The organism is Sulfuracidifex tepidarius (genome assembly GCF_008326425.1).
GTDB lineage: Archaea > Thermoproteota > Thermoprotei_A > Sulfolobales > Sulfolobaceae > Sulfuracidifex > Sulfuracidifex tepidarius.
This window is the reverse complement of record NZ_AP018929.1, coordinates 2494313-2517667: the sequence shown is the minus strand read 5'-3', so window position 1 is coordinate 2517667 and position 23355 is coordinate 2494313. Positions and strand designations below refer to the sequence as shown.

24 protein-coding genes are annotated in these 23355 nt (G+C 39.6%); 8 read left to right on the top strand and 16 right to left on the bottom strand.

All coding sequences use genetic code 11. The features are described 5' to 3' along the window. The first annotated feature begins 147 nt into the window (after window positions 1-147). Complete coding sequence (locus IC007_RS12840; RefSeq protein ID WP_084739624.1) at window positions 148-2208, top strand: DUF1955 domain-containing protein; 2061 nt, start codon at window positions 148-150, stop codon at window positions 2206-2208. Between the two features lie 118 nt (window positions 2209-2326). Here IC007_RS12840 and IC007_RS12835 read toward each other — a convergent pair whose 3' ends face one another. From IC007_RS12835 to IC007_RS12805, 7 genes are all read right to left on the bottom strand, one after another. Then, window positions 2327-3097 (bottom strand): ABC transporter permease, encoded by a 771-nt coding sequence (locus tag IC007_RS12835; protein ID WP_054845275.1) that lies wholly within the window; start codon window positions 3095-3097, stop codon window positions 2327-2329. Next, complete coding sequence (locus IC007_RS12830) at window positions 3094-4059, bottom strand: ATP-binding cassette domain-containing protein (RefSeq protein WP_149528873.1); 966 nt, start codon at window positions 4057-4059, stop codon at window positions 3094-3096. Before IC007_RS12830 ends, IC007_RS12835 begins: the two co-directional genes overlap by 4 nt. A gap of 54 nt (window positions 4060-4113) precedes the next feature. Further along, a complete protein-coding gene (locus tag IC007_RS12825) occupies window positions 4114-4506 on the bottom strand; it encodes a universal stress protein (RefSeq protein WP_054845274.1) in 393 nt (130 codons plus the stop codon). 129 nt (window positions 4507-4635) lie between these two features. Further along, window positions 4636-5220 (bottom strand): helical membrane plugin domain-containing protein, encoded by a 585-nt coding sequence (locus IC007_RS12820; RefSeq protein ID WP_054845273.1) that lies wholly within the window; start codon window positions 5218-5220, stop codon window positions 4636-4638. After that, entirely contained in the window at window positions 5217-6383 is a 1167-nt protein-coding gene (locus IC007_RS12815) for an NAD(P)/FAD-dependent oxidoreductase (protein WP_054845272.1), read from the bottom strand. The genes IC007_RS12820 and IC007_RS12815 overlap by 4 nt, the downstream gene beginning before the upstream one ends. Before the next feature lie 5 nt (window positions 6384-6388). Beyond that, on the bottom strand, window positions 6389-6616 hold the full coding sequence (locus IC007_RS12810; protein ID WP_054845271.1) for a sulfurtransferase TusA family protein: 228 nt from the start codon (window positions 6614-6616) through the stop codon (window positions 6389-6391). Between the two features lie 326 nt (window positions 6617-6942). Continuing rightward, window positions 6943-7812, bottom strand: coding sequence for a hypothetical protein (locus tag IC007_RS12805; RefSeq protein ID WP_149528871.1), 870 nt, complete (start codon window positions 7810-7812; stop codon window positions 6943-6945). A 219-nt stretch (window positions 7813-8031) separates the two neighbouring features. Here IC007_RS12805 and IC007_RS12800 point away from each other — a divergent pair, with 219 nt between their 5' ends. From IC007_RS12800 to IC007_RS12790, 3 genes are read left to right on the top strand one after another with little or no spacing between them, the layout of a single operon-like run. Then, window positions 8032-8454, top strand: a complete 423-nt coding sequence (locus IC007_RS12800) for a universal stress protein (RefSeq protein ID WP_054845269.1) — start codon at window positions 8032-8034, stop codon at window positions 8452-8454. A 37-nt stretch (window positions 8455-8491) separates the two neighbouring features. After that, window positions 8492-9331 (top strand): ABC transporter ATP-binding protein, encoded by an 840-nt coding sequence (locus IC007_RS12795; RefSeq protein ID WP_054845268.1) that lies wholly within the window; start codon window positions 8492-8494, stop codon window positions 9329-9331. Between the two features lie 29 nt (window positions 9332-9360). Beyond that, the gene (locus tag IC007_RS12790; protein ID WP_232048937.1) at window positions 9361-10032 is read left to right on the top strand and encodes an ABC transporter permease; all 672 of its coding nucleotides are present in this window, start codon (window positions 9361-9363) and stop codon (window positions 10030-10032) included. A gap of 338 nt (window positions 10033-10370) precedes the next feature. On the opposite strand, the gene IC007_RS13505 is transcribed toward IC007_RS12790, so the two are convergent. Next, window positions 10371-10508, bottom strand: coding sequence for a hypothetical protein (locus tag IC007_RS13505; protein WP_167747992.1), 138 nt, complete (start codon window positions 10506-10508; stop codon window positions 10371-10373). A 144-nt stretch (window positions 10509-10652) separates the two neighbouring features. Here IC007_RS13505 and IC007_RS12785 point away from each other — a divergent pair, with 144 nt between their 5' ends. From IC007_RS12785 to IC007_RS12775, 3 genes are all read left to right on the top strand, one after another. Then, window positions 10653-11831, top strand: coding sequence for a 3-hydroxyacyl-CoA dehydrogenase (locus IC007_RS12785; protein WP_054845266.1), 1179 nt, complete (start codon window positions 10653-10655; stop codon window positions 11829-11831). A 99-nt stretch (window positions 11832-11930) separates the two neighbouring features. Further along, window positions 11931-12878 (top strand): mechanosensitive ion channel family protein, encoded by a 948-nt coding sequence (locus tag IC007_RS12780; RefSeq protein WP_054845265.1) that lies wholly within the window; start codon window positions 11931-11933, stop codon window positions 12876-12878. 55 nt (window positions 12879-12933) lie between these two features. Continuing rightward, entirely contained in the window at window positions 12934-14403 is a 1470-nt protein-coding gene (locus IC007_RS12775; protein ID WP_232048936.1) for an ABC1 kinase family protein, read from the top strand. Here the strand turns inward: IC007_RS12775 and hsp14 are convergent. From hsp14 to IC007_RS12735, 8 genes are all read right to left on the bottom strand, one after another. Continuing rightward, complete coding sequence (gene hsp14, locus IC007_RS12770) at window positions 14390-14821, bottom strand: archaeal heat shock protein Hsp14 (RefSeq protein ID WP_232048935.1); 432 nt, start codon at window positions 14819-14821, stop codon at window positions 14390-14392. The two genes, IC007_RS12775 and hsp14, sit on opposite strands and share 14 nt — an antisense overlap. 365 nt (window positions 14822-15186) lie before the next feature. Then, window positions 15187-16923 carry a type II/IV secretion system ATPase subunit gene (locus IC007_RS12765; RefSeq protein WP_084739622.1) on the bottom strand — a complete coding sequence of 579 codons (1737 nt, stop codon included), beginning with the start codon at window positions 16921-16923 and terminating at the stop codon, window positions 15187-15189. Between the two features lie 34 nt (window positions 16924-16957). Further along, the gene (locus IC007_RS12760; protein ID WP_232048934.1) at window positions 16958-18856 is read right to left on the bottom strand and encodes a type II secretion system F family protein; all 1899 of its coding nucleotides are present in this window, start codon (window positions 18854-18856) and stop codon (window positions 16958-16960) included. 29 nt (window positions 18857-18885) lie between these two features. Continuing rightward, complete coding sequence (locus IC007_RS12755) at window positions 18886-19947, bottom strand: TGS domain-containing protein (RefSeq protein WP_054845262.1); 1062 nt, start codon at window positions 19945-19947, stop codon at window positions 18886-18888. After that, entirely contained in the window at window positions 19941-20576 is a 636-nt protein-coding gene (gene rnhB, locus IC007_RS12750; protein WP_269472372.1) for a ribonuclease HII, read from the bottom strand. The genes IC007_RS12755 and rnhB overlap by 7 nt, the downstream gene beginning before the upstream one ends. Before the next feature lie 34 nt (window positions 20577-20610). Continuing rightward, window positions 20611-21306: a 60S ribosomal export protein NMD3 gene (locus IC007_RS12745; RefSeq protein WP_054845261.1), complete on the bottom strand. Its 696-nt coding sequence runs from the start codon at window positions 21304-21306 to the stop codon at window positions 20611-20613. Between the two features lie 7 nt (window positions 21307-21313). Next, entirely contained in the window at window positions 21314-21610 is a 297-nt protein-coding gene (locus tag IC007_RS12740; protein ID WP_054845260.1) for a DUF424 domain-containing protein, read from the bottom strand. Between the two features lie 5 nt (window positions 21611-21615). Beyond that, the gene (locus tag IC007_RS12735) at window positions 21616-22035 is read right to left on the bottom strand and encodes a translation initiation factor IF-2 subunit beta (RefSeq protein ID WP_054845259.1); all 420 of its coding nucleotides are present in this window, start codon (window positions 22033-22035) and stop codon (window positions 21616-21618) included. A gap of 44 nt (window positions 22036-22079) precedes the next feature. On the opposite strand from IC007_RS12735, the gene IC007_RS12730 reads away from it, so the two are divergent. Continuing rightward, window positions 22080-23333, top strand: coding sequence for a tRNA (N(6)-L-threonylcarbamoyladenosine(37)-C(2))-methylthiotransferase (locus IC007_RS12730; RefSeq protein ID WP_149528868.1), 1254 nt, complete (start codon window positions 22080-22082; stop codon window positions 23331-23333). Window positions 23334-23355: the final 22 nt, after the last annotated feature.

Sequence of the window (23355 nt, the reverse complement as noted above, 5' to 3'; positions counted from 1 at the left end):
TTAGTGAATAACTGCATTTTCTACTGTTTAATAGAATAGATAGTTAACAAATATGCAATAGTTCTAGTTATTAATATTTCCAAACTAATATTTTTTACAAGTTTAGTTAGGATCAGCCTTATATAAAGAGCTTTTCCAATTTTTGATATGAAAGGTAAACTTGTGCTATCGGCGGTGTTGGGAGTAGTTGCTTTGGCTCTATCGATATATGTTTCATCGTTCAGCCTTATGTATGGTCAATCGTTAATAAATGTAAGCACAATTTACTCATACTCGTTAATTATATCATTACTTTTATTATTTGCTTCAATGGTAATGCTGACTTATGCATATAGCGGAAAAGTAGATTTATTGAAAACTCTGTTATATCCTTTTGCGATTATCTCTCTATTATTTTCAATATTTTATCCTACATTATTGGTATACAAGCTAATTTCTTTTGCGTTGTCCCTATCTCTTTTCCAGCTAGGTTTCAAGAAAGCTAGGCTCAGCGCCATGTTTTTCGTCTTGGACTTTTTCTTGTCTGTTTTCTTTATCTATAGCTATCTTTCTTTTCATTCTATATTCTCATTATTCGGACTAGGAATTTCTATATTCTCCATTATTCTGACTAATAAAGGTAATCTGAAACTCTGGAGCGTCCTGATGGCTATAGGCATTCCTTTAATCATGTTTGGAGTTCAAATTTCACCTTTCTTGATCAACTATGAATACGTAGGCGGAGGTGCGCTACTTACCGCTATTTCTCTTGTTCCTCAAAGGAAAAAGAGGAGCCCATTTAACAAGGCAATAGAAATGCTAAACAAGGGGAATATCAAGGGTAGTATTGAAATAATTAAGAAGAATAGGAACAAAATGTCTAAGTTGGAATTAGCTAAATTTAGCTGTGAACTTATTTCTAAAGGCAATTGTGAGTTCACGAATTTCGTATACGACGATAAAGAGCTACTGAACCTAGTTGTGAACTCAAACTGTAGCATTAATCCTCTTCTGAGGTGTCTTGTAAGTGGGTTGAAAGCTAAGGAATTTCAAGAAGTTTCCAAATTGGTGATAAAGAAAAACAAGTTTGACGAGGTTAAGCAAGTCTCTGACTTACCTAACTTTCCGCCAGACTGGCTCTTCTTAATAGCGAGGGAATTCAATGAAATAGGAGAGAGAGAAAAATATCTAGAGTACCTGAAAAAAGCATGCCAAAAGAATGTGAATCAAGCTTGCGTAGAACTGAATGCTACTTCTTCATTTAAGAAGGTCAGCTTATCTAACTGGGATCCTGCAGCGTGGAAGAACGAAGAGATATACGGGTATAAAGTTATAGATGTCATAGGTACTGGAGGCACAGGCTACGTTTTGAAGTCCTATAAATCAGGGGGTTATTACGCCCTCAAAATACCAACACTTTCGATGGTTTCTAACGTTGTAGATATGCTTGGGGAATCCGCAAAACTTAGTGAGCTTTCAGATCGGTCTAATTACATTGTCAAGTTATTTGGAGTCTATGCCGATAAAAATGATATAAATGAAATATTGTCAGGAAATGCAGAAGTATACCTAAAGAGGCCCCCAGTGATAGCTATGGAATTAATGGAGGGTGGATCGTCAGAGGATTTAAGAAAGGTTACTAACCTTGTCAATTCAGACTATTGGAAACTTATAATTTACTCTATAGTTGCGAAGATAGCGGATGCGCTTTCGATAGTCCATTCTGAAGGATATGTACATTGCGACGTGAAACCTCAGAATATACTATTTTCTGAAAAGCTTCCTCCATACGGGTTAGAAGCTTTCAATAAAATTAAAAATAACCTGGCTAAGCCTAAATTGGCAGATTTGGGTTCTGCAGTAAGGGATGGAAGCAAGCCTAATAGCTATACGCCTTACTATGCACCGCTGGAGCAGGTTAATTCTCTATATTTTGGTGGAATTAGAAAGACTGCAGACATCTATGCACTTGGAGCTACCGCATTTAAGCTCCTTACAGGTGAGCCCTTGAACTCTAAGGAGATGATAGATTCGATGTTAAAGTTCGAGAAAACCAGAGATACAGCTCTGCTTTCGCCTTCATTATATTCTAGCAGGGACTATTCTCTACTTAACGGTGTCGTTGAACCCAAAGTAATAGAATTTATAAAGTCAATGACTTCACCTGATCCAAACAGCAGGCCTACAGCAGAGAGAGTTAGAGATTTCTTCACGAGTATTACATACTAGTTTTAATTATTTTGGGTAATAAAGTAAAAAGGAAGATTTTTCCTAGAATAACCACATCATCATAAAAACATTTCTTCATCTTTCAGGACTGACCCTTAAATCATCTAATTTCTCTGTTTTACTCTGCCTTTAAGTATCTATCTGCTACAATCGTTCCTATAATCAAGAAAACAACTCCGAATATTACAAGGAATAGCATGTAATCTATCGTGGGTGGATCACCGTAAACCAAAGCGTCTCTTCCGACTTCTGCAGCATAAGTGATGGGGTTACCGTCACTTATTATCTTTAACCACGAGGGGAAGAATGCTCTAGGGAACAGAGCAGTACTTGAAAACATCAGCGGGAAGTTTATCAAGTTGGATATGACGCCTGGGGCTTGCCAGTCGCTCGAGTTGATTGTAATTATTGAATAAAGTGACGAGAATCCTATTCCAAGGAAGATCATCCCTATTATCCATTCTATTAGTGCGACTACACTTAGATTGAATGTAACTCCGAGAGCTAAGCTAGCTAGAAGCATGACAGGTATCTGAAGAAGTCCTCTTGTCATTCCGCCCATAACTTTGGCTAGGAAAATAGCTGACTTCCTTGTCGGTGTTACCAGAACTCTCCGTAGGTAACCGAATCTTTTGTCTTGGACGAAACTCATGGAACTGAACATTCCCACAGTTACCATGCTTATCGACAGTTCTCCAGGTAGTATGAAGGCAATATAGTCCTTGGTATGGAAGAAAGACTCTAAGAACTGTGCTGGAGCACCAGAGAAGCTACTTCCGAAGAACACTAACCACATCAGAGGCTGTATGAGGATGGTAAGCCACATGAATTTGCTCCTGAAAGTCCTCTTTAGCTCCCTCTTGTAGAGAGCAATTACTTTCTCCATCATTTTCTCGACCTCCTTAACATTGCATAGAACTTCCTAGCGTCGAAATCTCCTTCTTCTATTGTGCTCCCAGTCAGGTTGAGGAAAGCCGTGTCTAGGGATGCCTTTTCAATTCTCAACGACTTAACTCTGAACTGCGAAAGGTCCTTCAGCATGCTGACGAGAACGTCCTCGGCGTTGCCAACCTTAATCCTTATAGAGTTTTCCTTAGCGATCACTTGGCCGTACTTTTCGAAAATTTTGTAGTCGACGCTCCCATAGAACTGTACTTCTATCACATCTCCTCCATATTTAGACTTTAGTTCCTCTGGGGAACCTATAGCGACTATCTTGCCTTTGTTTATGATTGCTATCCTCTCGCATAACATGTCAGCCTCTTCCATGTAATGTGTAGTTAGGAGAACGGTAACTCCGAAGTCCTTGTTTATTTTCCTAATTATGTCCCAAAGGGACTTCCTGGTAGATACGTCAAGGCCTATGGTCGGCTCATCCATGAACACTATCTCAGGCGAGTGCAACAACGCCATTGAGATCTCCACTTTTTTCCTCATCCCTGTCGAGAATTTACCTAGTTGTCTGTCTTTAAATTCAAATATTCCAAAGTAATCGAGTAGTTGTTTAGCTCTTTCCTTCCACTCCTTAAGACCTTCTAACTTAGCTTGTAACTCAAGGTTCTCCCATGCCGTCAAGTCGTCATCCACTATCACATCAGCTGAGATCCACCCGATTTTCTTTTTCACCTCGTTCGGCTTCTTCGTCACATCAATGTTAGATACGAGTACCTTCCCTGAGGTGGGCAAAGTTAAGCCCGTCATGATCTTTATAGTGGTCGTCTTTCCTGCTCCGTTGGGTCCTAACAGCCCGAAAACTTCTCCCTCCCTTACGTCGAACGAGATATGATCTAACGCTGTGAAGTCTCCGTATTTCTTCACTAGTTCCTCTACTAGAATAGATTGCTCATCCATATTTTAAAAAATACAAACTAATCCTTTATAGTTTTCGATTTCGATATCGGCGGACTACTTCACGACGAGGACAGGAATATCGGATTTGTTCATGATTTCAGATGAAACGCTACCAAGTATGGTCTTCTTTATTCCTGAAAGCCCTCTACTGCCCGTCACTATCATGTTGCAATTTATCTTCTTACAATATTCAATGATTGAGTCTGCTACATCGTTGCTCTCTAGAACTTCAGTGAAAACGGGAAATTCCTTTATGCTTTCCTTCAAAGAGTTTAGGCTATTCTTTGCTTTCTCCTCACTTTCGATTATGACTTGCTCTGGAGACCTGGGGGCTTCCTTTATTACGCTTACTATGTGAAGCTCATCCTCCTTTTTGAGGAGCGTTAGAACCATTCCTAGAGCTTTCTTTGAATGTTCCGAACCATCGAAACCTAGAACTACCTTCATGAACTTAAGTTAGAGCGTAAACTTAAAAATATTAGAGAAGTAAACATAAAACAATTTAACATTAAACACGCTTAAAATGAAAAGGTTTCATAAAAAAGCTCATCCTCTCTGGGTTAGAAATGAAAAATGCTAAATCCTCTTTCCCATCTCTCTCATCGCTAAAAGGAATACCCATAAGCCTTTCTTGGTAGCAGGATCATTGAAAAGCGATATCAGATCCTTGTTTGTTACCTTTTCCTTCTTTTTCACCTCTTCTTTTAACTCTTCGCTCGTTATTCCCTTCATTAACGCCATCGGTATTTCGTCGAAGGAGATTGAAAGAAACTGATCTATCTTGGGCAATGAGTCTAAAGCTGTCCCAATATAGTTTCCTAGCTTCTGTATGGCCTCGTCGTTTACCATGTCCTTGAGGCTCTTCATACCGTAAAGGATCCCCTTTAAGGTCTCTAAGGTTCCATCTTCTTTTAGCTCCTCATATTCATCAATAACGTCGCTTAGAACGTCAGCTCTCCTGAGCACATTTATAACGTATGAATTTATCTTCTCATCAGAGATCTCCTTCCCTATGGTAAGTATGCCGGATATTGAAGAAGCTAAGTTCTCCGCGACGTCATCGGTCATGATATCCTTTAAGAAGTTGAAACCGTTTGCCATATCCTCAAACAGTTGCTGTGAGACTCCGTCTCCTTTAATTTCCTGCTGAGATTTGGTCATACTATCGCCTTGGCAGTTACGTTCCAATACATCTTGTTGTACATCAGTTTGCCCCACCAATGTATGTAGGACGGCGGTGGAGGAACTGGAGGTCTGTTGTAATTGAACCTTATATACGTAGCACTATCAAGTCCGGTTGCTATATAGCACAGTACTGACCCATCGAAGCTCTTCTTCTCTATGTTCCCTCTAACGTCATTTGCGACGTTATTGGCAATGATGTATGACTCAAAGTCAGCTGTAGACCCTGCCTTAGAAATAGGTAGGTCTGTAGTGTCACCTATCACGTAAACGTCGGAGTGACCCTTCATGTTCAGCGTAAACTTGTCAGTGGGTACCCATCTTCTCCTGTCGCCGATCTCTGAATCTTCTATTATCTTAGATCCGATGTTCGGTGGTACAGATATTAGTAGGTCGTAATTTATCTTCTCTCCCTCTGAGGACTCTATGACTTTCTTTTCTGGGTCTACTGAAGTCACATTGAAAGGAGAGATTACCTCTATTCCTCTATCTTCGAATATTTTAGAAATCACTTTGTTAGTTGAATCTATTCCGAATACTCTGCCAGACGGATTCCCAACAGGGAAAGTGTATATCACTCTAGTCTTTTCTCTTATTCCACGTTTCTTTGCCATGTCCTCCAGGAGCATGGTGACCTCAAGGGGAGCCACCGGGCACCTGTGGGGTAACTTTGAAACGTTAACTACCACGGTACCTCCTGAGAAATCAGCCAGTTTCTCCCTCAATTTGATGGCAGATTCCATCTCGAAGGGAGTGAATGAACCTTCCCTGTACCCCTTGATCTCATTCCATGCGTATTCCACTCCCGTGGCTATTACCAAGTCGTCGTATCTGTGTTTCCTCCCGTCTTCGGTTACTACCTCGTGATTCCCTACGTCAATTTTCTTCATTTTCCCTGATAGCCCAGTTGAAAGTTTGATCCTGGGGTCAAGCAGATACTTCTCCTTCTTCACTAAAGAAGAACTGTCCTCAACACCGAAAGACAAAAGTAATTGACCAGGTAAGTAAACATGCTCATCGCTCTCCGTAAGTACTTCTATTTCTACTTCTCCCTTGTCTAGCTCCTGACTTAGCTTTTGCGCTATCCTATTAGCTACTATAGTGCCTGCTATTCCTCCTCCTGCAATTACCACTTTCTTCATGCGTATCACCTTCCTATAACAAACTTGAACTTGTTACCCTCCTGCGTTTCGCTTACAAGCTTGTATCCCGTGGCTTTCACCCATTCCCTCACTTGCCTTGCAGTCTCTGCGTCTCCTATTATGGCTTCCACAGCTTCATCCTCGTTTATTTCACCCATGACTCCGAGCAATTCACCAATAGGTCCAGCGCACGTCGACCCCGTTAAGTCAAGCGTTTTATAAATTTTGAGCATAACCAACTTTTCACCTAATAATTACATAACTCACGCATTCTTAAAAATTTTCTTTTGTTTTTATACTTTTTTATCTCTCGATAAAATTACGTAATTTTATTTGAGAAACACGTAAATAAAGTAAAGTTAGTACATTCAGTAGCCTCTGTTACCAGATTTTTATTTTTGTATATATATATAAATAACTAATCAAATAAATAAAATGTGTGACTATAGTAACGAGAAATTAATTTTGTTCAGCTAACACGGATCTTTAACAACTTTACTCTAGATCAAGGATGATTATAGTCTCCACTGTAACCAAGGAATTTTAGCTTAATGTATCCCTACGATTCGCACGTCTTGGCTTGTTTCAAAATGATGATATTATTCTCTCTTAGGAAATCTGTTAAATCAATGTTTATCTCATTTCTATTAGTTGTAATACCCTTATTAATATCAGTCAGGAAAACTATGCCTTTCTCGTTTAACATTTTCCTGAAATCCTCGGAATACATTTGAAGGAAATCAGTAGCCTCCGGATGTACAAACGAGCATTCTGATATCCTAACAAAAGGGAGGCTGCTTATAACGTCTACAGCGTCTTTATTCTTCACTAGAAGAGTATTGAGAAGTATAACGTATCTCGAAGGGAAATTCTGGTCCACATGAATCACGCTTTCTTCTAGAACATCTTTTAGTTTACCCATTCTTAGAAGAACCACGAGATCACTTAATGATAACTCGTGTTTGGAGGTTATAATTTCAAAAGCCAAATTCGGATCTATTTTATAGACCTGTTTAATATCATGATAAAGAAATAAAATACTCCTGTCTATTTTATATATCATCTCAAGGGTTGGGTCGCTTATTTTGAATAACGGGATTTTAGCTTCTTTTATCTTCGACATGGCATACCTACAATAATTTTCTCCTTTCTTACACGATGCCTCCAGCATATCGTCAGCGAAACCTCCTATGTTTATGATTGAATCAATCAGTTTAAATGTTACAATATCTGGGTACTTAGAGAGAGGCAATAGCTTATAGTACAACGATCTATTTTTAACAATCTCATCTCCTATTTCATTGCCCACTTCGAGTAAGGATGGATTTACTGCCTCGCCAGAGCTGTTTATGAACCTCAACCCATCTTTATCGTTAGTTATAGTATACTTATCTCCCATTAGAGGCACATCAGCAACCTTACTTCTCATGTGTTGAAACCTATGTTTCTCATTAATAAACGCTCGTGCTATTCTGTTCTGCAGAGGGATTTCGTCTACCAAAGCAATCCGAACAATAGAAATTATTTAATTAAGGTTGTCTAAAATAGAAGAAATGGACATCTTTTCTGATTTTATAGTTTTTTAAAAAGATAAAAAGAAATAATACAACTATAAGTATTTTAGTTTAGGACTCTATTAATTCTTCATATGTTCAGGAGCATAGTAGTAGGCTATGATGGATCTGAGCAGGCAGCTAAAGCTCTTAAGCTAGGAAAGGAAATTTCTAAGTTTTCATCAGCTAAACTTTACATAGTAAGCGTAGTTAACGTATGCTTTGCATATGATTCATCGACAGTCCCGCTTAATGATACTATAGATAAATTAAAAGAAAAAGCTAAAAATGACGTTAATTCTGCAGTGCAACAGGCTAAGAATGAGGGAATCAACGCCGAGGGTATTGTGACTGAGGGGGATCCTGCATCAGTTTTGGTAGAGACTGCAGAGAAAGTTAATGCCGATTTGATAATAACTGGAAATAGAGGATTAAGTAAACTGAAGAGGGCTGTAATAGGTAGCGTCTCATTCAATGTCGTTGAAATGTCTAAGATACCAGTGCTTATCGTAAAGTGAAATCTAATTTTTTAACCTTAACTTTTCAACAAAGGATATGATCGAAGCCAAGAACCTTACGAAAGTATACGGTGACGGAACCAAGGCCTTAGATTCCTTAACTTTCTCGTCCTCATCTAAATCCCTCACCCTTCTAGGCAAAAACGGAGCAGGAAAGACCACGTTCATGAGAATTCTTTCCACTCAGCTCATGCCAACTTCAGGGAGTGCTCTGGTCGAGGGTTATGACGTAGTGAAGGATGCAAAAAAAGTTAGGAAAATAGTCTCTTCTATACCACAAGAAGCTAAACCGGTAGGCATATCATCACCTTATGAGCACGTGGCCATGTACCTGACCTCAAGAGGACTTTCTATAAGCGAGGCTATATCTAGGAGCAGGTCCGTACTTAAGGATGTAGGTCTATGGGAAGTCAAGGATAAACCTACAGATTCCCTGTCAGGCGGTATGAAGAGGAAGGTGTTTGTTGCCATGGCGCTGGCTTCAGATGCAGAGGTAGTTTTCCTTGATGAACCCACAACTGGATTGGATCCTTTGTCCAGAATGGAGGTATGGTCAATTCTCAAGTCAATGGAAAGTAAGCTTGTCCTCACCACGCACTACATGGAGGAAGCACAAGAACTTGCAGACGAATTGTTAATGATTAATAGAGGCAAGCTTGTGATGAGCGGATCGCCTTCTTCCCTCTTGAAGAAATTTGAGGGAATGGTGAGAGTTGAGGGAACGGGCGAAATCAGAGTAGGTAGGACGATGATAAAGTACGTCAGGAAGGATGAAGCCTCATACTATGTGGGGAAATACATCATCAAGCCAATTTCATTGGAGGACTTATTCATAATGTATGCAGGTGATCAGGAATTAACTTACGATTCATCTTAACCTTCGTATGGTTTTATGGTATTTCGAATGTGAGAAGGGGATGGATATATGTTCTTGGATACCTAGTTTCGCCCCTAGCGTTACTTTTCCTTATCTTTATCATATCCAAAGGGTCTCTTCTAGACTATGCCATAGTCGGGGGACTTCTCTCCGTTGTAGCGGAGAACGGGCTCATCTCCCTCAGTGACTTCGCTTTTCTTAGGATGGAACTCCATCTTCAGGACCTGTTAGTAACTACCGGGATAGGACCTCAAGAGTACATTCTGGGTTTAGTGTTATCAAATCTAATTTTCTCCTTGCCTGGATTATTCCTTTACTCTGCCTTAGCAATCCTTTATCATGTAGTTAACTTGTTGGGCTTGTTGATATTACTGGGGATCTCAGCTCTTCTCTTAGTTACGACTTCTGGTCTGGGTTTTCTTATCGCCAGTTATCTTCCTCATGTTAGATATAGTTGGGGTATATCTTCGATACTTCCAGTACTATTTATTACAATACCGCCAGTATTCTATCCTTATTTCGTCCTCAAATCATGGGAGGTAATGATTCTTTCGATAATACCGACCACTTCTGCTTCCATTCTTTCACAAGGGATTGCCGGGCTAGCTGAAACTAAAGATATCTTCATATTACCCCTTTTGGTTGAAACTGCAATATTTTACGTCCTGTCTATAAAGAAATCTAGATGGTCTCAGATTTAATCTCATTTTTTATAATTCTATAAAAGTCTTTAGATAAGAGTGAAATTCAACTATACTTATCGTGAACTACTGGCTATAGAGGAAACGAAGCCATAAATATCATTTTTTAAAAATCTAGGCTTACGATTTTTTGATGAAATTTATAATCTATTCTTGTAGAAATGTAGATAGAATTTTAATAATTCTAATATCTTATCTTCAATTAATTTAAAAATATAGCGTAATATAAGAGAATCCTTTCAATAAAGGTATTTCATCTTAATTTTTCATAATATATAGTATTATGAAAAATAATAGAGATGTAAAATAATTTAATTTTTTTTAAAAAATAAAAAGAACTAGCTTGGTTTCATTGCGGCTCTATATGTTATGTAAACATATCCACAATTAGGACATTTCTTTATTACAGAGTCCTTATCATGAATTACTAGTATTTCGTCCACTTTACCACAAGAAGGACACTTTCTTCTGGCCACAATGTCCTAGTTAGAGGTAAACCGTTTATAAGTTTGGAGCCATACCCATAATATTATCTAAAAATATTTTTACAGTAATTTAATTATTATATTAAGAATAATATGTTCCTTAAAGCCTAAATACCTTTAGATAGAGATTAACCCATGCACGTGAAAAGGATAGGAGTTGTGGGAGCAGGTACCATGGGACACGGAATAGCTGAAGTTGCAGCTATGAAAGGTCTGGAAGTTTCAATAGTGGATATCTCATGGGACTTTCTGAACAGAGCCAAGGAAAAGATGACCGACTCTTTACAAAAAATTTTCAGTAGAGGGGGAATAAAAAAGAGTCCAGAAGAAGTCATGTCTAGAGTTACGTTCTCTACATCATACGAAGTGTTCAAAGACAAAGACCTAATCTTAGAGGCGGTACCAGAAAACGTTGACCTTAAAAGAAAGGTTTTTTCGTCTATTAAGGAAAACGCCCCGTCCCACGCAATACTTGCGACTAACACATCTTCAATTCCCATATCATTAATAGCAGAGGGGATAGGGAACTCAGATAGAGTAATTGGAATGCATTTCTTCAACCCTCCAGTTATAATGAAGCTAGTTGAGGTAATACCTAGCAAATACACTAAGCCTGAAGTGATAGATGAAACAGTAGAGTTAGCTAAATTCTTAGATAAGGTCCCTGTTAGACTTAAGGAGGAAATTCCTGGTTTTGTAGGGAACAGGATTTACCTGAGGATGATGCAGGAAGGCTGCAGAGAGGTGGAAGCCAAGGAATCTACAATGGAGGAAGTGGACAGTGCATTAAGGTATAAGGTAGGTCTACCCATGGGGATATTTGAGCTGGCAGACTACGTAGGATTGGACGTCTCATTAGATTTATGGAATGTTATAGTCAATAGTGGTTCTGCAGATGACGTGCCATGTTCGATGTATAAGGAGAAGGTATCTTCAAAGGAACTGGGAGTTAAGTCCGGTAAAGGATTTTACAGTTATCCCTCCCCTGGAAAATACAAGAAGCCTGATCTTCCGCAGGAGAGCAAAGTGGAACCAGCCAGAGTCATGTCATTAGCAGTAAATGAAGGAGCTTACCTAATCCAGAGGGGAATAGTCAATGCAGAGGATGTAGACAACGTGATGATATACGGCTATAACTTTCCAAAAGGTCTGATGAGGATTGCGGACGAAATTGGTATAGACGAAATTGTGAAGAATTTACAAGACATAAACTCTAAGGGTTACAAGGCCTATCAGCCGGTTCATTTACTGGAGGAAATGGTAAAAGATGGAAGGGTAGGTAAGAAGTCCGGTAAAGGATTTTATAATTATTAAAATAATAACAACAAGCTTGTTTTCGTTTTTGTGCATACATAGACCACGTGGCCTTTAGCAGGATGAATGTTTTTTACCGAAGTATTACTCTTTAAATGTATGAAGGTTTCAGGAGTAAGAATAACATTAGGAATATTGGTTTCTGCATTTGTGATCATTGTAGTGACGGGAATAGCTGCATTCATCTTGGGAGACGTTCTCCATATCATAGATAACGTTACAATTCTAAATATTATTTATGCTGTGCTGATTCTATTTGGAGGTGTGATTTTAACCTCTATTATAGGTAATGTCGTAAAGAAGACAACGACTAAGTCAATAAGCCCCACTGTAGGAGAAGGACTTAAGGTGCTCGTTCAAATTATAGGATATACTGTAACTATAATAGCAGTGTTTTCCCTTGTAAGAATAGGAATAACGAGCATACTCTTCGGTGGGACTGTAACCGGGCTAGTGTTAGGTCTTGCAAGTCAAGATATGCTCTCCAACATCTTCGGTGGGATAGTTATATTCACTTCCAGGCCTTTCTCTGTTGGAGATAGGATAACCGTATCAACATGGCAATACGGCTTAGATTTAGCTACCTATCCTCCTAAGTATTACTCCTATGACTTTCTAATTCCTGGATATACAGGAGTGGTAACTGACATATCACTCTTCTACACCACGATAATAACTGATGACGGCGTCCCCCTCAAAATACCCAACAGTATAATGATTCAGGCAGCAGTTTTCGCTCACAATGAGGACTTCAGGAGGGTTAGAACAAGATATGAGATATCCAATTCAATAGACCCCAGAATTCTGATACCCAGGTTGACGAGGAATATCAAGACCTTGGACTTTATAGTAGGAGACCCTTCAATAAGGATAATTGAAACAACCATGAGCTCTTACGTGATAGTAGTAGAGGCAATGTGTAGAGGTCAATATGAGGAGCCTCCAAGGCACGAGATAATCTTGAGAATAATGGATACGGTTAAAGAGATTCAGAACGAGAATATCCCTCACGACGGTTCAGGAAAACCCAGCCAGCAGGTAAAGTGAATGTCATCAAGCTTGACTATTTGAACTATCTTTGAATTAGAAGGATGATAACATAATGAAGAGAGAAATCCAAATAATATTTAAATTAGCTCCTAGAATTCTAGCTTATAGAGAGTTCAGAAGGAAAATAATGAAAGATGAAAAGATAGATGAAGAGGAGATAGAGAAGGAAGCTAAGAAACTTACTGATGCGATAATAGATCTCGGACCTACCTTCATTAAGTTTGGACAAGTCCTGTCTGTAAGGCCCGATATAATGCCAGAAGCCTACATAAAGGAGCTTTCAAGGCTTCAGGACGAAGTTCCGCCAGCACCATATGAGGAAGTTGAAGAAACTCTCAAGAAAGATCTAGGCGAAGAGTTCAAGATACTCGATGTGAACCCGATCTCTTCAGCTTCCCTAGGGCAGGTGTATCTAGGTACGGCTTCTGATGGGAGGAAAGTAGCGATAAAAGTAGTTAGACCTAACGTTGATAAGTTAGTCGCGAACGACGTTAAGATAATGAGAAGACTTCTCCCCTTACTAGGTTTGGTTTTAGATAAAGCTTTTGTAGATCTAATGAAGACTTTTGTTGATGAGTTCTCTTCTAGAATTTTCGATGAGATGGATTATAACAAGGAAGCGAATAACTTAAGGAAGATAAGTGAGTTTTTAAAGGGTTATGATGGAATCAAGGTTCCATCACTGATCAAGTCTACTAAACATGTGCTAGTGATGGAGTATGTCAAATCGACCAAGATAACTTCCGACGATGTCTCCGTGAGCGATAGGAGATATCTCTCTTACAAGGTATTCAAACTCTTCATGACTATGCTTCTCGATAATGACTACTTCCACGCAGATCCTCACCCAGGAAACGTGGGAATAGATGAACAAGGTAGGTTGGTCTTATACGATTTCGGAATGGTAGGAAAGATAGATTCCAGAACTAGGAGCTTACTTGTAAGGGCGTATTTTGCGCTTACCTCCTTTGACGCTAATGCTTTAGTAGGAGTGTTAGATGAACTTGGAGCAATAGATCCCTATGCGGATAGGGACGTTCTCACCCAAGGAATAGATCTGTTCATGCAAAACCTACAAGGCATAGAGGTAGACCAGATGGAGGTGGAGGATTTCCTCGATATATCTAACCAAGTTTTCTATAAGTTTCCTTTACGTTTGCCCTATAAGTTAGTTCTTCCTTTGAGGATGATAAGCGTGTTAGAAGGGACTTGCAGGAAGATCTATCCCGATTTCAACTTTCTAGAGTTCTCCGAGAAATTACTTGATGAAGAAGGATACAAAACGAAGGTAGTTGTGGAACAAGGGAAAGAGGTATTCGATAACATAAAGAAAAAAGTTGTTGACTTTCTAATAGGAAGGAAGAAAAAACCAGTCGTTCCTTTGCGTGTAGACGATAGGAAAAACAGGAGAGTAGTACCTCAGGTTATTATAGTTTTTGCAATAGCAGTATACTTCTTTACTCACAACGCAGTTCTTTCCATACTGATTGCTTTACTGGGTCTCTCCTTCATTCGACTTTAATGGTCACTCCGCCTGATTGTACTGGTGCCTTTATTGTCAACACTCCGTTGTCGTATTTTGCGGATATCCCTTGATCGGTCTTAATCCTAAGTGGTAATCTTATCCCTCTCTCTATCTTAGATGGACGTTGCGAAAGGTACTTAGTTCCTTCGGTTTTGTTCTCTCTTTCTGCCTTTATTTCGATATAATCCTCTGATACTAACCTGACCTTAATATTATCTTTTTGAAACCCGGCCAGATCTGCAACGATAAAGAGATAGCCCTCTTGTTCATATATATCCATTGGAGGCAGTACATTTTCATAAAATTCTCTGGATGCCTCTTCGATTCTTTTACTCAGTTCCTTTTTGATCGGTTCCATCATTTCATGCTCCTCCTCTTCGACAGAATTTTCAGCAGTCTTAGAAGGATGTACCACCTGAATATCTTTCTCCAGACGCTCATAAGATTTAGATACATCTTATTTACTTTAAATCTTTTGCGAAGATGTAAACATGAAAGTTATGTTATTCTCACTTTCATTAGTGCGAAGAGCACCTTTGGAATCGAAATAATAGAATTTCTCAATAACTTAGAGGAAGTCAGGAAAAACTATTTTTATTATCAATAATAATAATTTTACAATAAAGAATAGTTATATCTAGGTAAATGTCATTTTCCCCTATATTAATGGTAAGAGAAAAGATTTTCTTTAAGGGTAAAATAATTAGAAAATCTATATTACAAAAAGAGGATCTAATCTCTTGACTTAGAATAGAGAGGGGAAATGGTATTATTAACAACTTACCTTCTTAGCTGTGGAGCTACCTTTAGGTTGCTCATTGCCTGCACTTCTCTTATCGACTCATCAGGTCTTATGCTGTACTTGATGATGTATTTCTTTACTTCTCTGTAGCTTTCAGGGCTTTGGACTACTGGCTTAGCTGACGCCAATAGTTTGAGATACATAGATCTCTTCTCTATTTCTGTCTTGGCTTCATCTAGGCTTCTTCCCATCTCCTCTATCCTGGATCTTAGGACCTTTGCTGAGTCCAGTTCTAAGAGGTGAACGTCGGATCTGGGCTCCCAGCTTACGACCCTCCTATAGTCGTTTGGAGAAACAATCTCATCAATCCCTACTGCACGCCTCCTTAGGACTACCTTATCTCCAACGAAAACTGGAAGCCTTCTTACGTTAACTACGATGTTCATCATGGATATCCATTCTTGAGGAATGTTAAGTGGGTTATTCATCAGCCTCTTTATTGCAGAAGCAGTATCGTAAGCGTGGAAAGTGGTAGCTCCTCCGTGACCTGTAGATATTGCTTGGAACAAGACGTATGCTTCTTGCCCCCTTATTTCTCCTACAACTATCAAATCAGGTCTGTATCTTAAGGACAGCTTCAGCAAGTCCATTAGAGAAATCTCCTTCCCTGTTCCTCCGTATGCTGACCTCGAGTACAGTTGAACCCAGTTGTCGTTTGCTATTCTTATTTCAGGGATATCTTCAATGGAAACTATCTTCATTGATTCTTTAACTAAGTTCAGAAGAGATCCTAGGACGGTCGTCTTTCCCGCTCCAGTAACTCCTATTACCATGAACGACATTTTCATGTCTATTGCATACCATAAATAGGCAGCAGCATCTGCTGAAAGAACTCCAGAGTTGATTAAATCGAGGATAGTTATTGGCTTATCAGCGAATCTCCTTATCACGAAGCTTGAACCTCTGGCGCTGACCTCGTTCCTGAATGTCGCCGCTATTCTATCTCCTTTTGGTAACATTCCATCAGCTATTGGGTCAGCTATGGAGATAGTCCTACCAGTCAAGGAAAGCAGACGGAGTACTATCTGATCACTTAATTCATTACCATCAATGGCGTAATCAAGTATCTTCATTTCTTTAGTGAAGACTACGTTAGTAGGGACATATTCGAAGCTCCTATGATAAACGTAAACTGGCAAATTGAGACCAGAGTAAGAAATATCTTCAACCTCGCTATCTGCTATAAGGGAAGTTAGAACGTTATAGCCGAACATGTTTCTCAGAAGGTAATACAGAGCTACGTTAGCTCTAGTGGAAAGCTGGTAAAGAGTTCCCTTCTGTCCTCCTATTATACCTAGGTCTTTTCTCTTGGTGTCTAGATCTACGAGAACTTTTCCGATGTTTATATCAACTGACTTAGTCAGAAGTTCTCTCTCTATCTCTTCAATTATCTGCATGTATAAAGAAAAAGTGGATTGATCAATTGGAGGCTCGAATAAGTTGTACTTGTAAATTCCCTTTTCCTTATCATATGTAATGAAAACATGTGGGTTCACAACGTTGAATTCAATATTATTTTCAGTTAGAGTGTTTCTAACTTTTTCAGGAATTATTGTCTTAAGGTCAATATCATAGTCCGATATTACCTCAGTGATATCCTGAGAAGTTACAGAAACGGGATAAAGAGTAACTGGAAGATCTTTAATTGATATTGAATGTTCAGTTTTTGGCTTGCTATCTTTTGTCTTGAGATTAATAGCAGGAAGCTTTGGCATAAGATTATAAATAGAAAAAGAGGTATATTAACTTTTAGAATGTTGGTTTGGCAGGCGATACTAATGTAATATGTTGGGCTATTATTAACAGTATTACAGTAATCACTATTAGTATGGCTGAATGTATAAGTCCTACAGAAGTCCTTCCACTGCTCAACTTGCCTACCAGGAGTCCTGCTAAGAACGAATTGAAGAGAGATGATACAGAGATGATGTAAAGTGCATTAGGTAGTAAAACCTGAGCCTCTGCAAGCGGACCGTAGCTTAAGCTGGAGCTTGTAGTTTCATGCGATAGAACGTAAACCATAGAGTTTCCTAGCAATACTGAAGCTATTAGAGCTAATATTATACCTACGTATGGAGTATAGAGTAGAACCTTTATTCTGGAGTTGTATTCTCTTCTTATTCTTATATGAGTTGAAATCTGGTCTGCCAGGAATTCCACAGTCTCTGGAGTTAGGCTTCCTATTTCTATCATATCAGCTAAGCTTATTAGTGATACCTTGCTAGAGAAGTCCATTATTTGGTCTGCGGCCCTCTTAAATGAATCTTTTAGAGGATATCCCAATCTATTGTAAATATCTATAGTTTCAAGGACTGTGTTGAATTTACCCATCTCTTTGCTACCTCTCAAGTTCCTAATTACAGCTTCCGGAGATAGGCCTGCTCTTAAACCTTCAGATACAGCTCTAAGGAAAGACACTACGTATATATCGTATCCAGTGCCCTTTCTTACTTCCTTCATTGCTACTATTCCGGGAGGTATGGATGCTATCAAAAGACCGATAGCTATTGCAAAGACGCTAGGGTTTATACTTGAGGACGATCCGCTAAGTGTGAGGAAAGCTACAAGTTGATTTGGAGCCGAGGTGAATGGGGGAATTCTATTAACTATTGCTAGGAGCACAAACATTACTAGAAGACCTGCAGGTAAAGTAATGTAAAATAGCTTGTTCGCTTTCAGAGGTCTTTCTGGGAATTTGAACTGAGTAGAATCTACGATGTAAACAAATAATAGATTCACCATAGGTATAAGCAACACTGCCATTGCCCCCAGCATCTTGAAGGAGCTTCCTCCACCGAAGGAAGGAAAGAGCGCCTCTATAATCATGGCGAGGAAGAAGGTTATGAATCCAGACGATAACCATATAACGTAACCTTCCCCTATTCCTTCAAGCTTTGACGCCGCATCTGCTGCCGCTAGTTCTACAGCCTTAAGTAGGTCTTTGGTTTTACTGTATATAGTATCTACAACCGGAGCTCCAGTCCTTATTGCGGTTACGTATGTGGTAAGAAAGTCATTGAAGAGTTTTGACGGAGATATCGGGAAAGAGTTGACTATTGCCTCTTCAGTGCTTTCCCCGAGGAATTTCATCCTTTTCGAGATATAAGCTGATATCTGACTTATGTTAGAGAGCGCATTAGAACGTGCAAGGTAATCAAAGACGAATCTTACGTTTAGACCTGCCTTCAAGAACACTAGGAAGATGGAAGAGAATATCGGGGTTTCGCTGTCAATTCCTACTCTTCTGCTCTCAATCCTTTGGGAGACGTTTACAGTATATACTAGATAAACTAGAGGGGGTATTATTATCCCGAAAACTAGCATCATCAAACCTACAGCCAAGTACTTTACCATGTGGAACCTAAGGAAGTCTAAGAAGAGGAACCCACCAAATGCGACCATCATTACGGCCATCACGCCTGAAATCAAAAGGAATGAAACTAGCCTCGAAGCGTAAATTCTGGGATCGTCACTAAGACCTGCTTTCTTTAATTTTTCATCGAACTTCTTTGAAAGGGATTTAGCGAAGCCAGAGTTGTAAAACAAGAGATCGAAAGCACCGTAATGTGTCGAAGAGGGAATAACGTCAGTTTTCTTCTCTTTCTTCTTTTCTCCTCCTTTTCTAAAGTTAAATTTCTGTTTGCTCACATTAATATCATAAATCTGCTAGGCTATATCTATTTCGCATGGATTTCTATTATATCCTTGTCCTCAAGAACATGTTCTCCACCTACTTTTTGTCCAGGGAATTTCACCGACTTTCCCCATACACGTGCGTACTTCATTCCTTCAGCGAGAGAGGAGTGAAGCCTTCTAGCTACGTCCATCACTGTCGAACCCCTTTTCATTATTAGCGGATCTCCTGTAGCATCTTCTCCAGGTTCCTTAGTGTAAACCCTTATAACGTCGAGGTTCTCGAAGAGGACCTTAGGCAGGGTCTTCACAGCTTCATCAAAGGAAATAGACAATATGTCGCTCTTGAATGGTGTTTGAGAAACTAGGACTCCTGGTTTGAACGTGACAGACTCAAAAATGGCTTTCTCTACGTCGTCCATGGTTATCTCACCGAGGATCCTTACTATAGCTGATCTTATTCCGAATCCCTCGAGGTACTTCCTGATTTCACTTTCGCTCGAATCTACTATCTTTCCAAGGTTAACTATCCTTATGCCCGAATTCCCGTATCTGGATCTTTCCAGTATCACTTTTCCCTTAGGTCTCTTCAAGAGGACGTTGTTGTCCTCCAAGAACTTCTTTATTGACTCATACTCTTGCGGGTCGTTAGCTATTATGACTACTGCATCGGCATTTCTGGCCAATCCCACTATTCTACTCAACGGAACTGTGAGAGGAGGGTTTACGAGTTGAAGCTTTATGTCTTCAAAAACTGCCATCCCTGGTACTGGAACGTCTCTAGGTATGGACTTCACATTAGTCAAACTCCTTAACAGTTCAGTCCTCATGAACGCATCTCCAAGGAGCACTATCTGGCCTGCTCCCGCTTTCTCGACAAATATAGAGAAGGATCTTTTTCCTCCTCCTTTTCGCTTTTCCTTCTCTGCCTCTTCCTTCAGTTCGGATAGCCTTCTTTTAGCCCAGTAAACCAGGTTTTCAGTTCCCTTATGTTTCGGAACGTAGCTGAGGAAATCCTGGATCGCCTTTATTTTCTCTTCTGGGGTCTTCGCATCCATTACTTTCATCCATTTTGCCTTTGCCTCAGCCGGAAGGTTAGTTACCAATTCAGGACCCCTCTTTTTTCAACATAATATGTAGGAGCAATGCGTTTTAATATCTTCCATGACCTCCTCAAGAAAGGGGGAGGAGGCTCATTACTGCGATGGATTTCAGAAACCCATGTTACAGTTCTCTCATCTGAAGGATAGCCAGATCCAATATCGCCGTAAGTCCTTTTGATCTCATCTATGGCTCTATCTCTTATTACTTTGGCCACAACACTGGCCGCGCTACATTCCACGAAGTTAACGTCAGCTTCATGTACAACGTTAGAGGTGATCCCTAAGGAATTTAGATAGTTTATCACCTCACTTTCCTGTCCAACCTTGTCTACCGTGACTTTGGTAGGGTTTAGATAGATTAAAGAAGAGATTATTTTGTTTACAGCTCTATAAGTAAGAGAATTCAAATTTTCTCTGTCTATCTGCTCTGGTTCAACTTTCACCACTGAGAACCCAGACGAGGTTTCCAGTATGACATCGAAGAGCTCCTCTCTCTTTTTTCTGGATAGCTTCTTGCTGTCTTTCACTCCTATTTCCTTAAGGAAGCCCAATGTACTTTCATCAAGAGCGACGCCAGCGATCACCATGGGTCCTATTAAAGGACCCCTTCCAGCTTCATCTATTCCTATGATCGTCTAGTTCACCTTAATTCCGCGTTTTCGCTTTCTAGATCCTTAGCGATATGACTAACTTTCCGCTTCTCTTGCCGTTTTTAAGGGATTCTCCCTCGAAGCTTTCCTTTACCTCAGCTTTCACCATTGAAATTATGTTTGAAACCAACCTCTTTGCCACAGTCCTATTAATGAAGTAGTAATCTATTCCTTCTCTTCCTATTTTCACGTCAGAGAGATTATCTACTATTTCCCTTGAAAAAAATGACTCAAAGAATACTCTTTTTTCATTCAAGTTACCGTTCTTGCTTCTCAGCTGAACTATAGCGTCGTAAAACCTTCCTCTTTTTTTCATACATGAGTCGCATAACGAATTTTCAATATTTATGTATACGTCTTTCCTGACCGAGACTGCCTCATTTCCTATTTTTCCAGTAAAAATTACTACTGCTATATCTTTGCCGTTTTTATCTTTACTTAGTCCTACATCAGCCTTATACTCCTTAACGTTTTCATCTATGTTAGCATGTTTCATGATCTCGGCATATACAGTATCCTCAAGGTCTCCTGCTTTCACCCATTTTCCAGATGACCATTGAGACCCACATATCTTGCATATCTTTACGTTTATTGACCTTGGTATGGAAAATATTTCTTTTCGTTTTGAGTAGCAAGAAGGACATAGAAGATCTATGAGCTCAACGTCTTCCCTTCCACACGAGACGCAGAACTTCTTCGTGTTCAAGAGCATCACTTTTTCACAAGTTGTATACTTGTGCTATCTTTATTCCGCTTATTTCTCTTACTCCATCCTTATGGACTATACCTTTCCTAATTGCCTCATCAACTAATGTAGATCCCACTATGCTCATTACAGTGGCTTCATCTATAAGACCTAGAGCATACTCAGACTCCACAATATCACCTCCATAGAACTTTTCGTTTATATCAAGAACCAAATCGTTTTCCTTGAACCTCTTCCCCAAGAGACCCTCTTCACATACATTTATCATTACATATCCTTGCGCCCTTATGATGTTGAGATGTACTTTCATGCAGATCACAGTGGCTTTACTGGAGTTTGAGCTCCGCATGCCAAGCAAGATATGATCCATACCTTCTTATCCATTTTAAGTACAGTATCTATACTCTTACATGTCATACATTGGACGTAAGAATGTATGAATCTCTCCATGAGAGTATTGATCACTTGTGAGGAAAATTTACCTTGTATTGTTAGTTGACCATTATTTTCTATGGTTCCAGGAGCAGCTAGTTCCTTTAGCAAATACTTAGTGCATACCTTTAGGTCCCTTCTAAGTCTATCACAGTACTCTCCGAAGTTTTTTACTATAGTCATATTTCCTACGTTAAATATATTGAGCTCTGGTAAAGCTTGAATTCCCTGCTTTTTGGCCTTCTCTGGAACCTTAGAATAAAGCCTGTCTAAAAGCGATAAATAATCCTTTTCTGAACTCACACTAACCCTATTAACGTCCGGGTTTAAATTAATGATGATTAGCGTTGCAAAAGATCTACATCGAAACATATGGGTGTACTCTAAATAAGGGAGATACCTTGATCATGAAGACCTTACTTAAGGACAGGGAGTTCGTGAATGATCCAAAAGACGCTGACTTGATAATGATAAACACTTGTGCCGTAAGGTTGGAGACAGAAGAGAGGATGAAGAAGAGGATTTCGGAACTCAGGAAATATGGCAAAAAACTTGTCGTTGCAGGTTGTTTAAGCGGAGCAGAGCCTGGAACCGTCATGAGCGTAGCCCCAGAGGCATCGCTCATAGGACCTCAAGCCATAGAGAAGGTAAGAGATATAGTCGATGGAAACATAAAGACTGCACTGAACGGAGAAAGAGCCTCTATAACTCCTCATATGATGGAAGGTAAAATAGGGATAATTCCCATCGCCGACGGTTGCGCTGGGAATTGTAATTTCTGTATTACAAAACTAGCTAGGCGCAAGCTGAGGAGTTACCCCCTCCGTTCAATTATAGAGTCAGCTAAGTTTGCCTTATCTAAAGGAGCAGTCGAGTTAGAACTTACTGGTCAGGATACCGCTGCGTACGGGCTAGATTATGGAGCCAGCATAAGATTGCCAGAAGTTGTTAGGCAAGTTGCAGATTTAGAAGGTGATTTCATGATCAGGATAGGAATGATGACCCCAGAACAAGCTTCTTCCATAATAGATGAGCTAATAGACGTTCTGAAACTCAAGAATGTTTATAAGTTCATCCATCTCCCAGTACAAAGCGGAGACGACGAAGTTTTGAAACTGATGAACAGGAAATACACTATAGATCAATATAAGGGCATAGTCGGGGAATTGAGGGCTAAAGTACCGTTTCTGAATGTGACAACGGATATAATAGTGGGTCATCCGGGAGAGACGGAGGAAGCATTTGAGAACACATTATCATTAATGAAAGATATGAGATTTGAGAGGATTCATTTAGCAATATACTCTATGAGGTCTAACACGAGGAGCGCATCAATGCCTCAGATACCTGATAAAGTTAAGAAGCAGAGGATGAACATGGCATACAAACTTTATGAGGATATTTCCCTTTCTATCCATAAGGAATATGAAGGCAAGCTAACCAGCTTGCTTTTAACAGAGAACGGCAGACAAGGATCCGTGATAGGGAGAACCGTAAATTACATACCAGTAGTAGTGAGAGGTGACCATGAGCTTGGCGTCCGCGTCAGCGCGAAGATTGATGAAGCCTCGTTCTTTGATCTGAAGGGACATTTAATTTAAAAAGTTTAAATAGTATAAGCCC

Excerpts from the sequence above, each read along its gene's own strand:
- IC007_RS12765 (WP_084739622.1), bottom strand. The coding sequence starts at position 16,923 with ATGCCAAAGCTTCCTGCTATTAATCTCAAGACAAAAGATAGCAAGCCA.
- IC007_RS12785 (WP_054845266.1), top strand. The coding sequence starts at position 10,653 with ATGCACGTGAAAAGGATAGGAGTTGTGGGAGCAGGTACCATGGGACAC.
- IC007_RS12815 (WP_054845272.1), bottom strand. The coding sequence starts at position 6,383 with ATGAAGAAAGTGGTAATTGCAGGAGGAGGAATAGCAGGCACTATAGTA.
- IC007_RS12830 (WP_149528873.1), bottom strand. The coding sequence starts at position 4,059 with ATGGATGAGCAATCTATTCTAGTAGAGGAACTAGTGAAGAAATACGGA.
- IC007_RS12820 (WP_054845273.1), bottom strand. The coding sequence starts at position 5,220 with ATGACCAAATCTCAGCAGGAAATTAAAGGAGACGGAGTCTCACAGCAA.
- IC007_RS12805 (WP_149528871.1), bottom strand. The coding sequence starts at position 7,812 with ATGAGAAGTAAGGTTGCTGATGTGCCTCTAATGGGAGATAAGTATACT.
- IC007_RS12800 (WP_054845269.1), top strand. The coding sequence starts at position 8,032 with ATGTTCAGGAGCATAGTAGTAGGCTATGATGGATCTGAGCAGGCAGCT.
- IC007_RS12840 (WP_084739624.1), top strand. The coding sequence starts at position 148 with ATGAAAGGTAAACTTGTGCTATCGGCGGTGTTGGGAGTAGTTGCTTTG.
- IC007_RS12775 (WP_232048936.1), top strand. The coding sequence starts at position 12,934 with ATGAAGAGAGAAATCCAAATAATATTTAAATTAGCTCCTAGAATTCTA.
- IC007_RS12795 (WP_054845268.1), top strand. The coding sequence starts at position 8,492 with ATGATCGAAGCCAAGAACCTTACGAAAGTATACGGTGACGGAACCAAG.
- IC007_RS12835 (WP_054845275.1), bottom strand. The coding sequence starts at position 3,097 with ATGATGGAGAAAGTAATTGCTCTCTACAAGAGGGAGCTAAAGAGGACT.
- IC007_RS12740 (WP_054845260.1), bottom strand. The coding sequence starts at position 21,610 with ATGAAAGTACATCTCAACATCATAAGGGCGCAAGGATATGTAATGATA.
- IC007_RS12780 (WP_054845265.1), top strand. The coding sequence starts at position 11,931 with ATGAAGGTTTCAGGAGTAAGAATAACATTAGGAATATTGGTTTCTGCA.
- IC007_RS12825 (WP_054845274.1), bottom strand. The coding sequence starts at position 4,506 with ATGAAGGTAGTTCTAGGTTTCGATGGTTCGGAACATTCAAAGAAAGCT.
- IC007_RS12810 (WP_054845271.1), bottom strand. The coding sequence starts at position 6,616 with ATGCTCAAAATTTATAAAACGCTTGACTTAACGGGGTCGACGTGCGCT.
- IC007_RS12745 (WP_054845261.1), bottom strand. The coding sequence starts at position 21,306 with ATGCTCTTGAACACGAAGAAGTTCTGCGTCTCGTGTGGAAGGGAAGAC.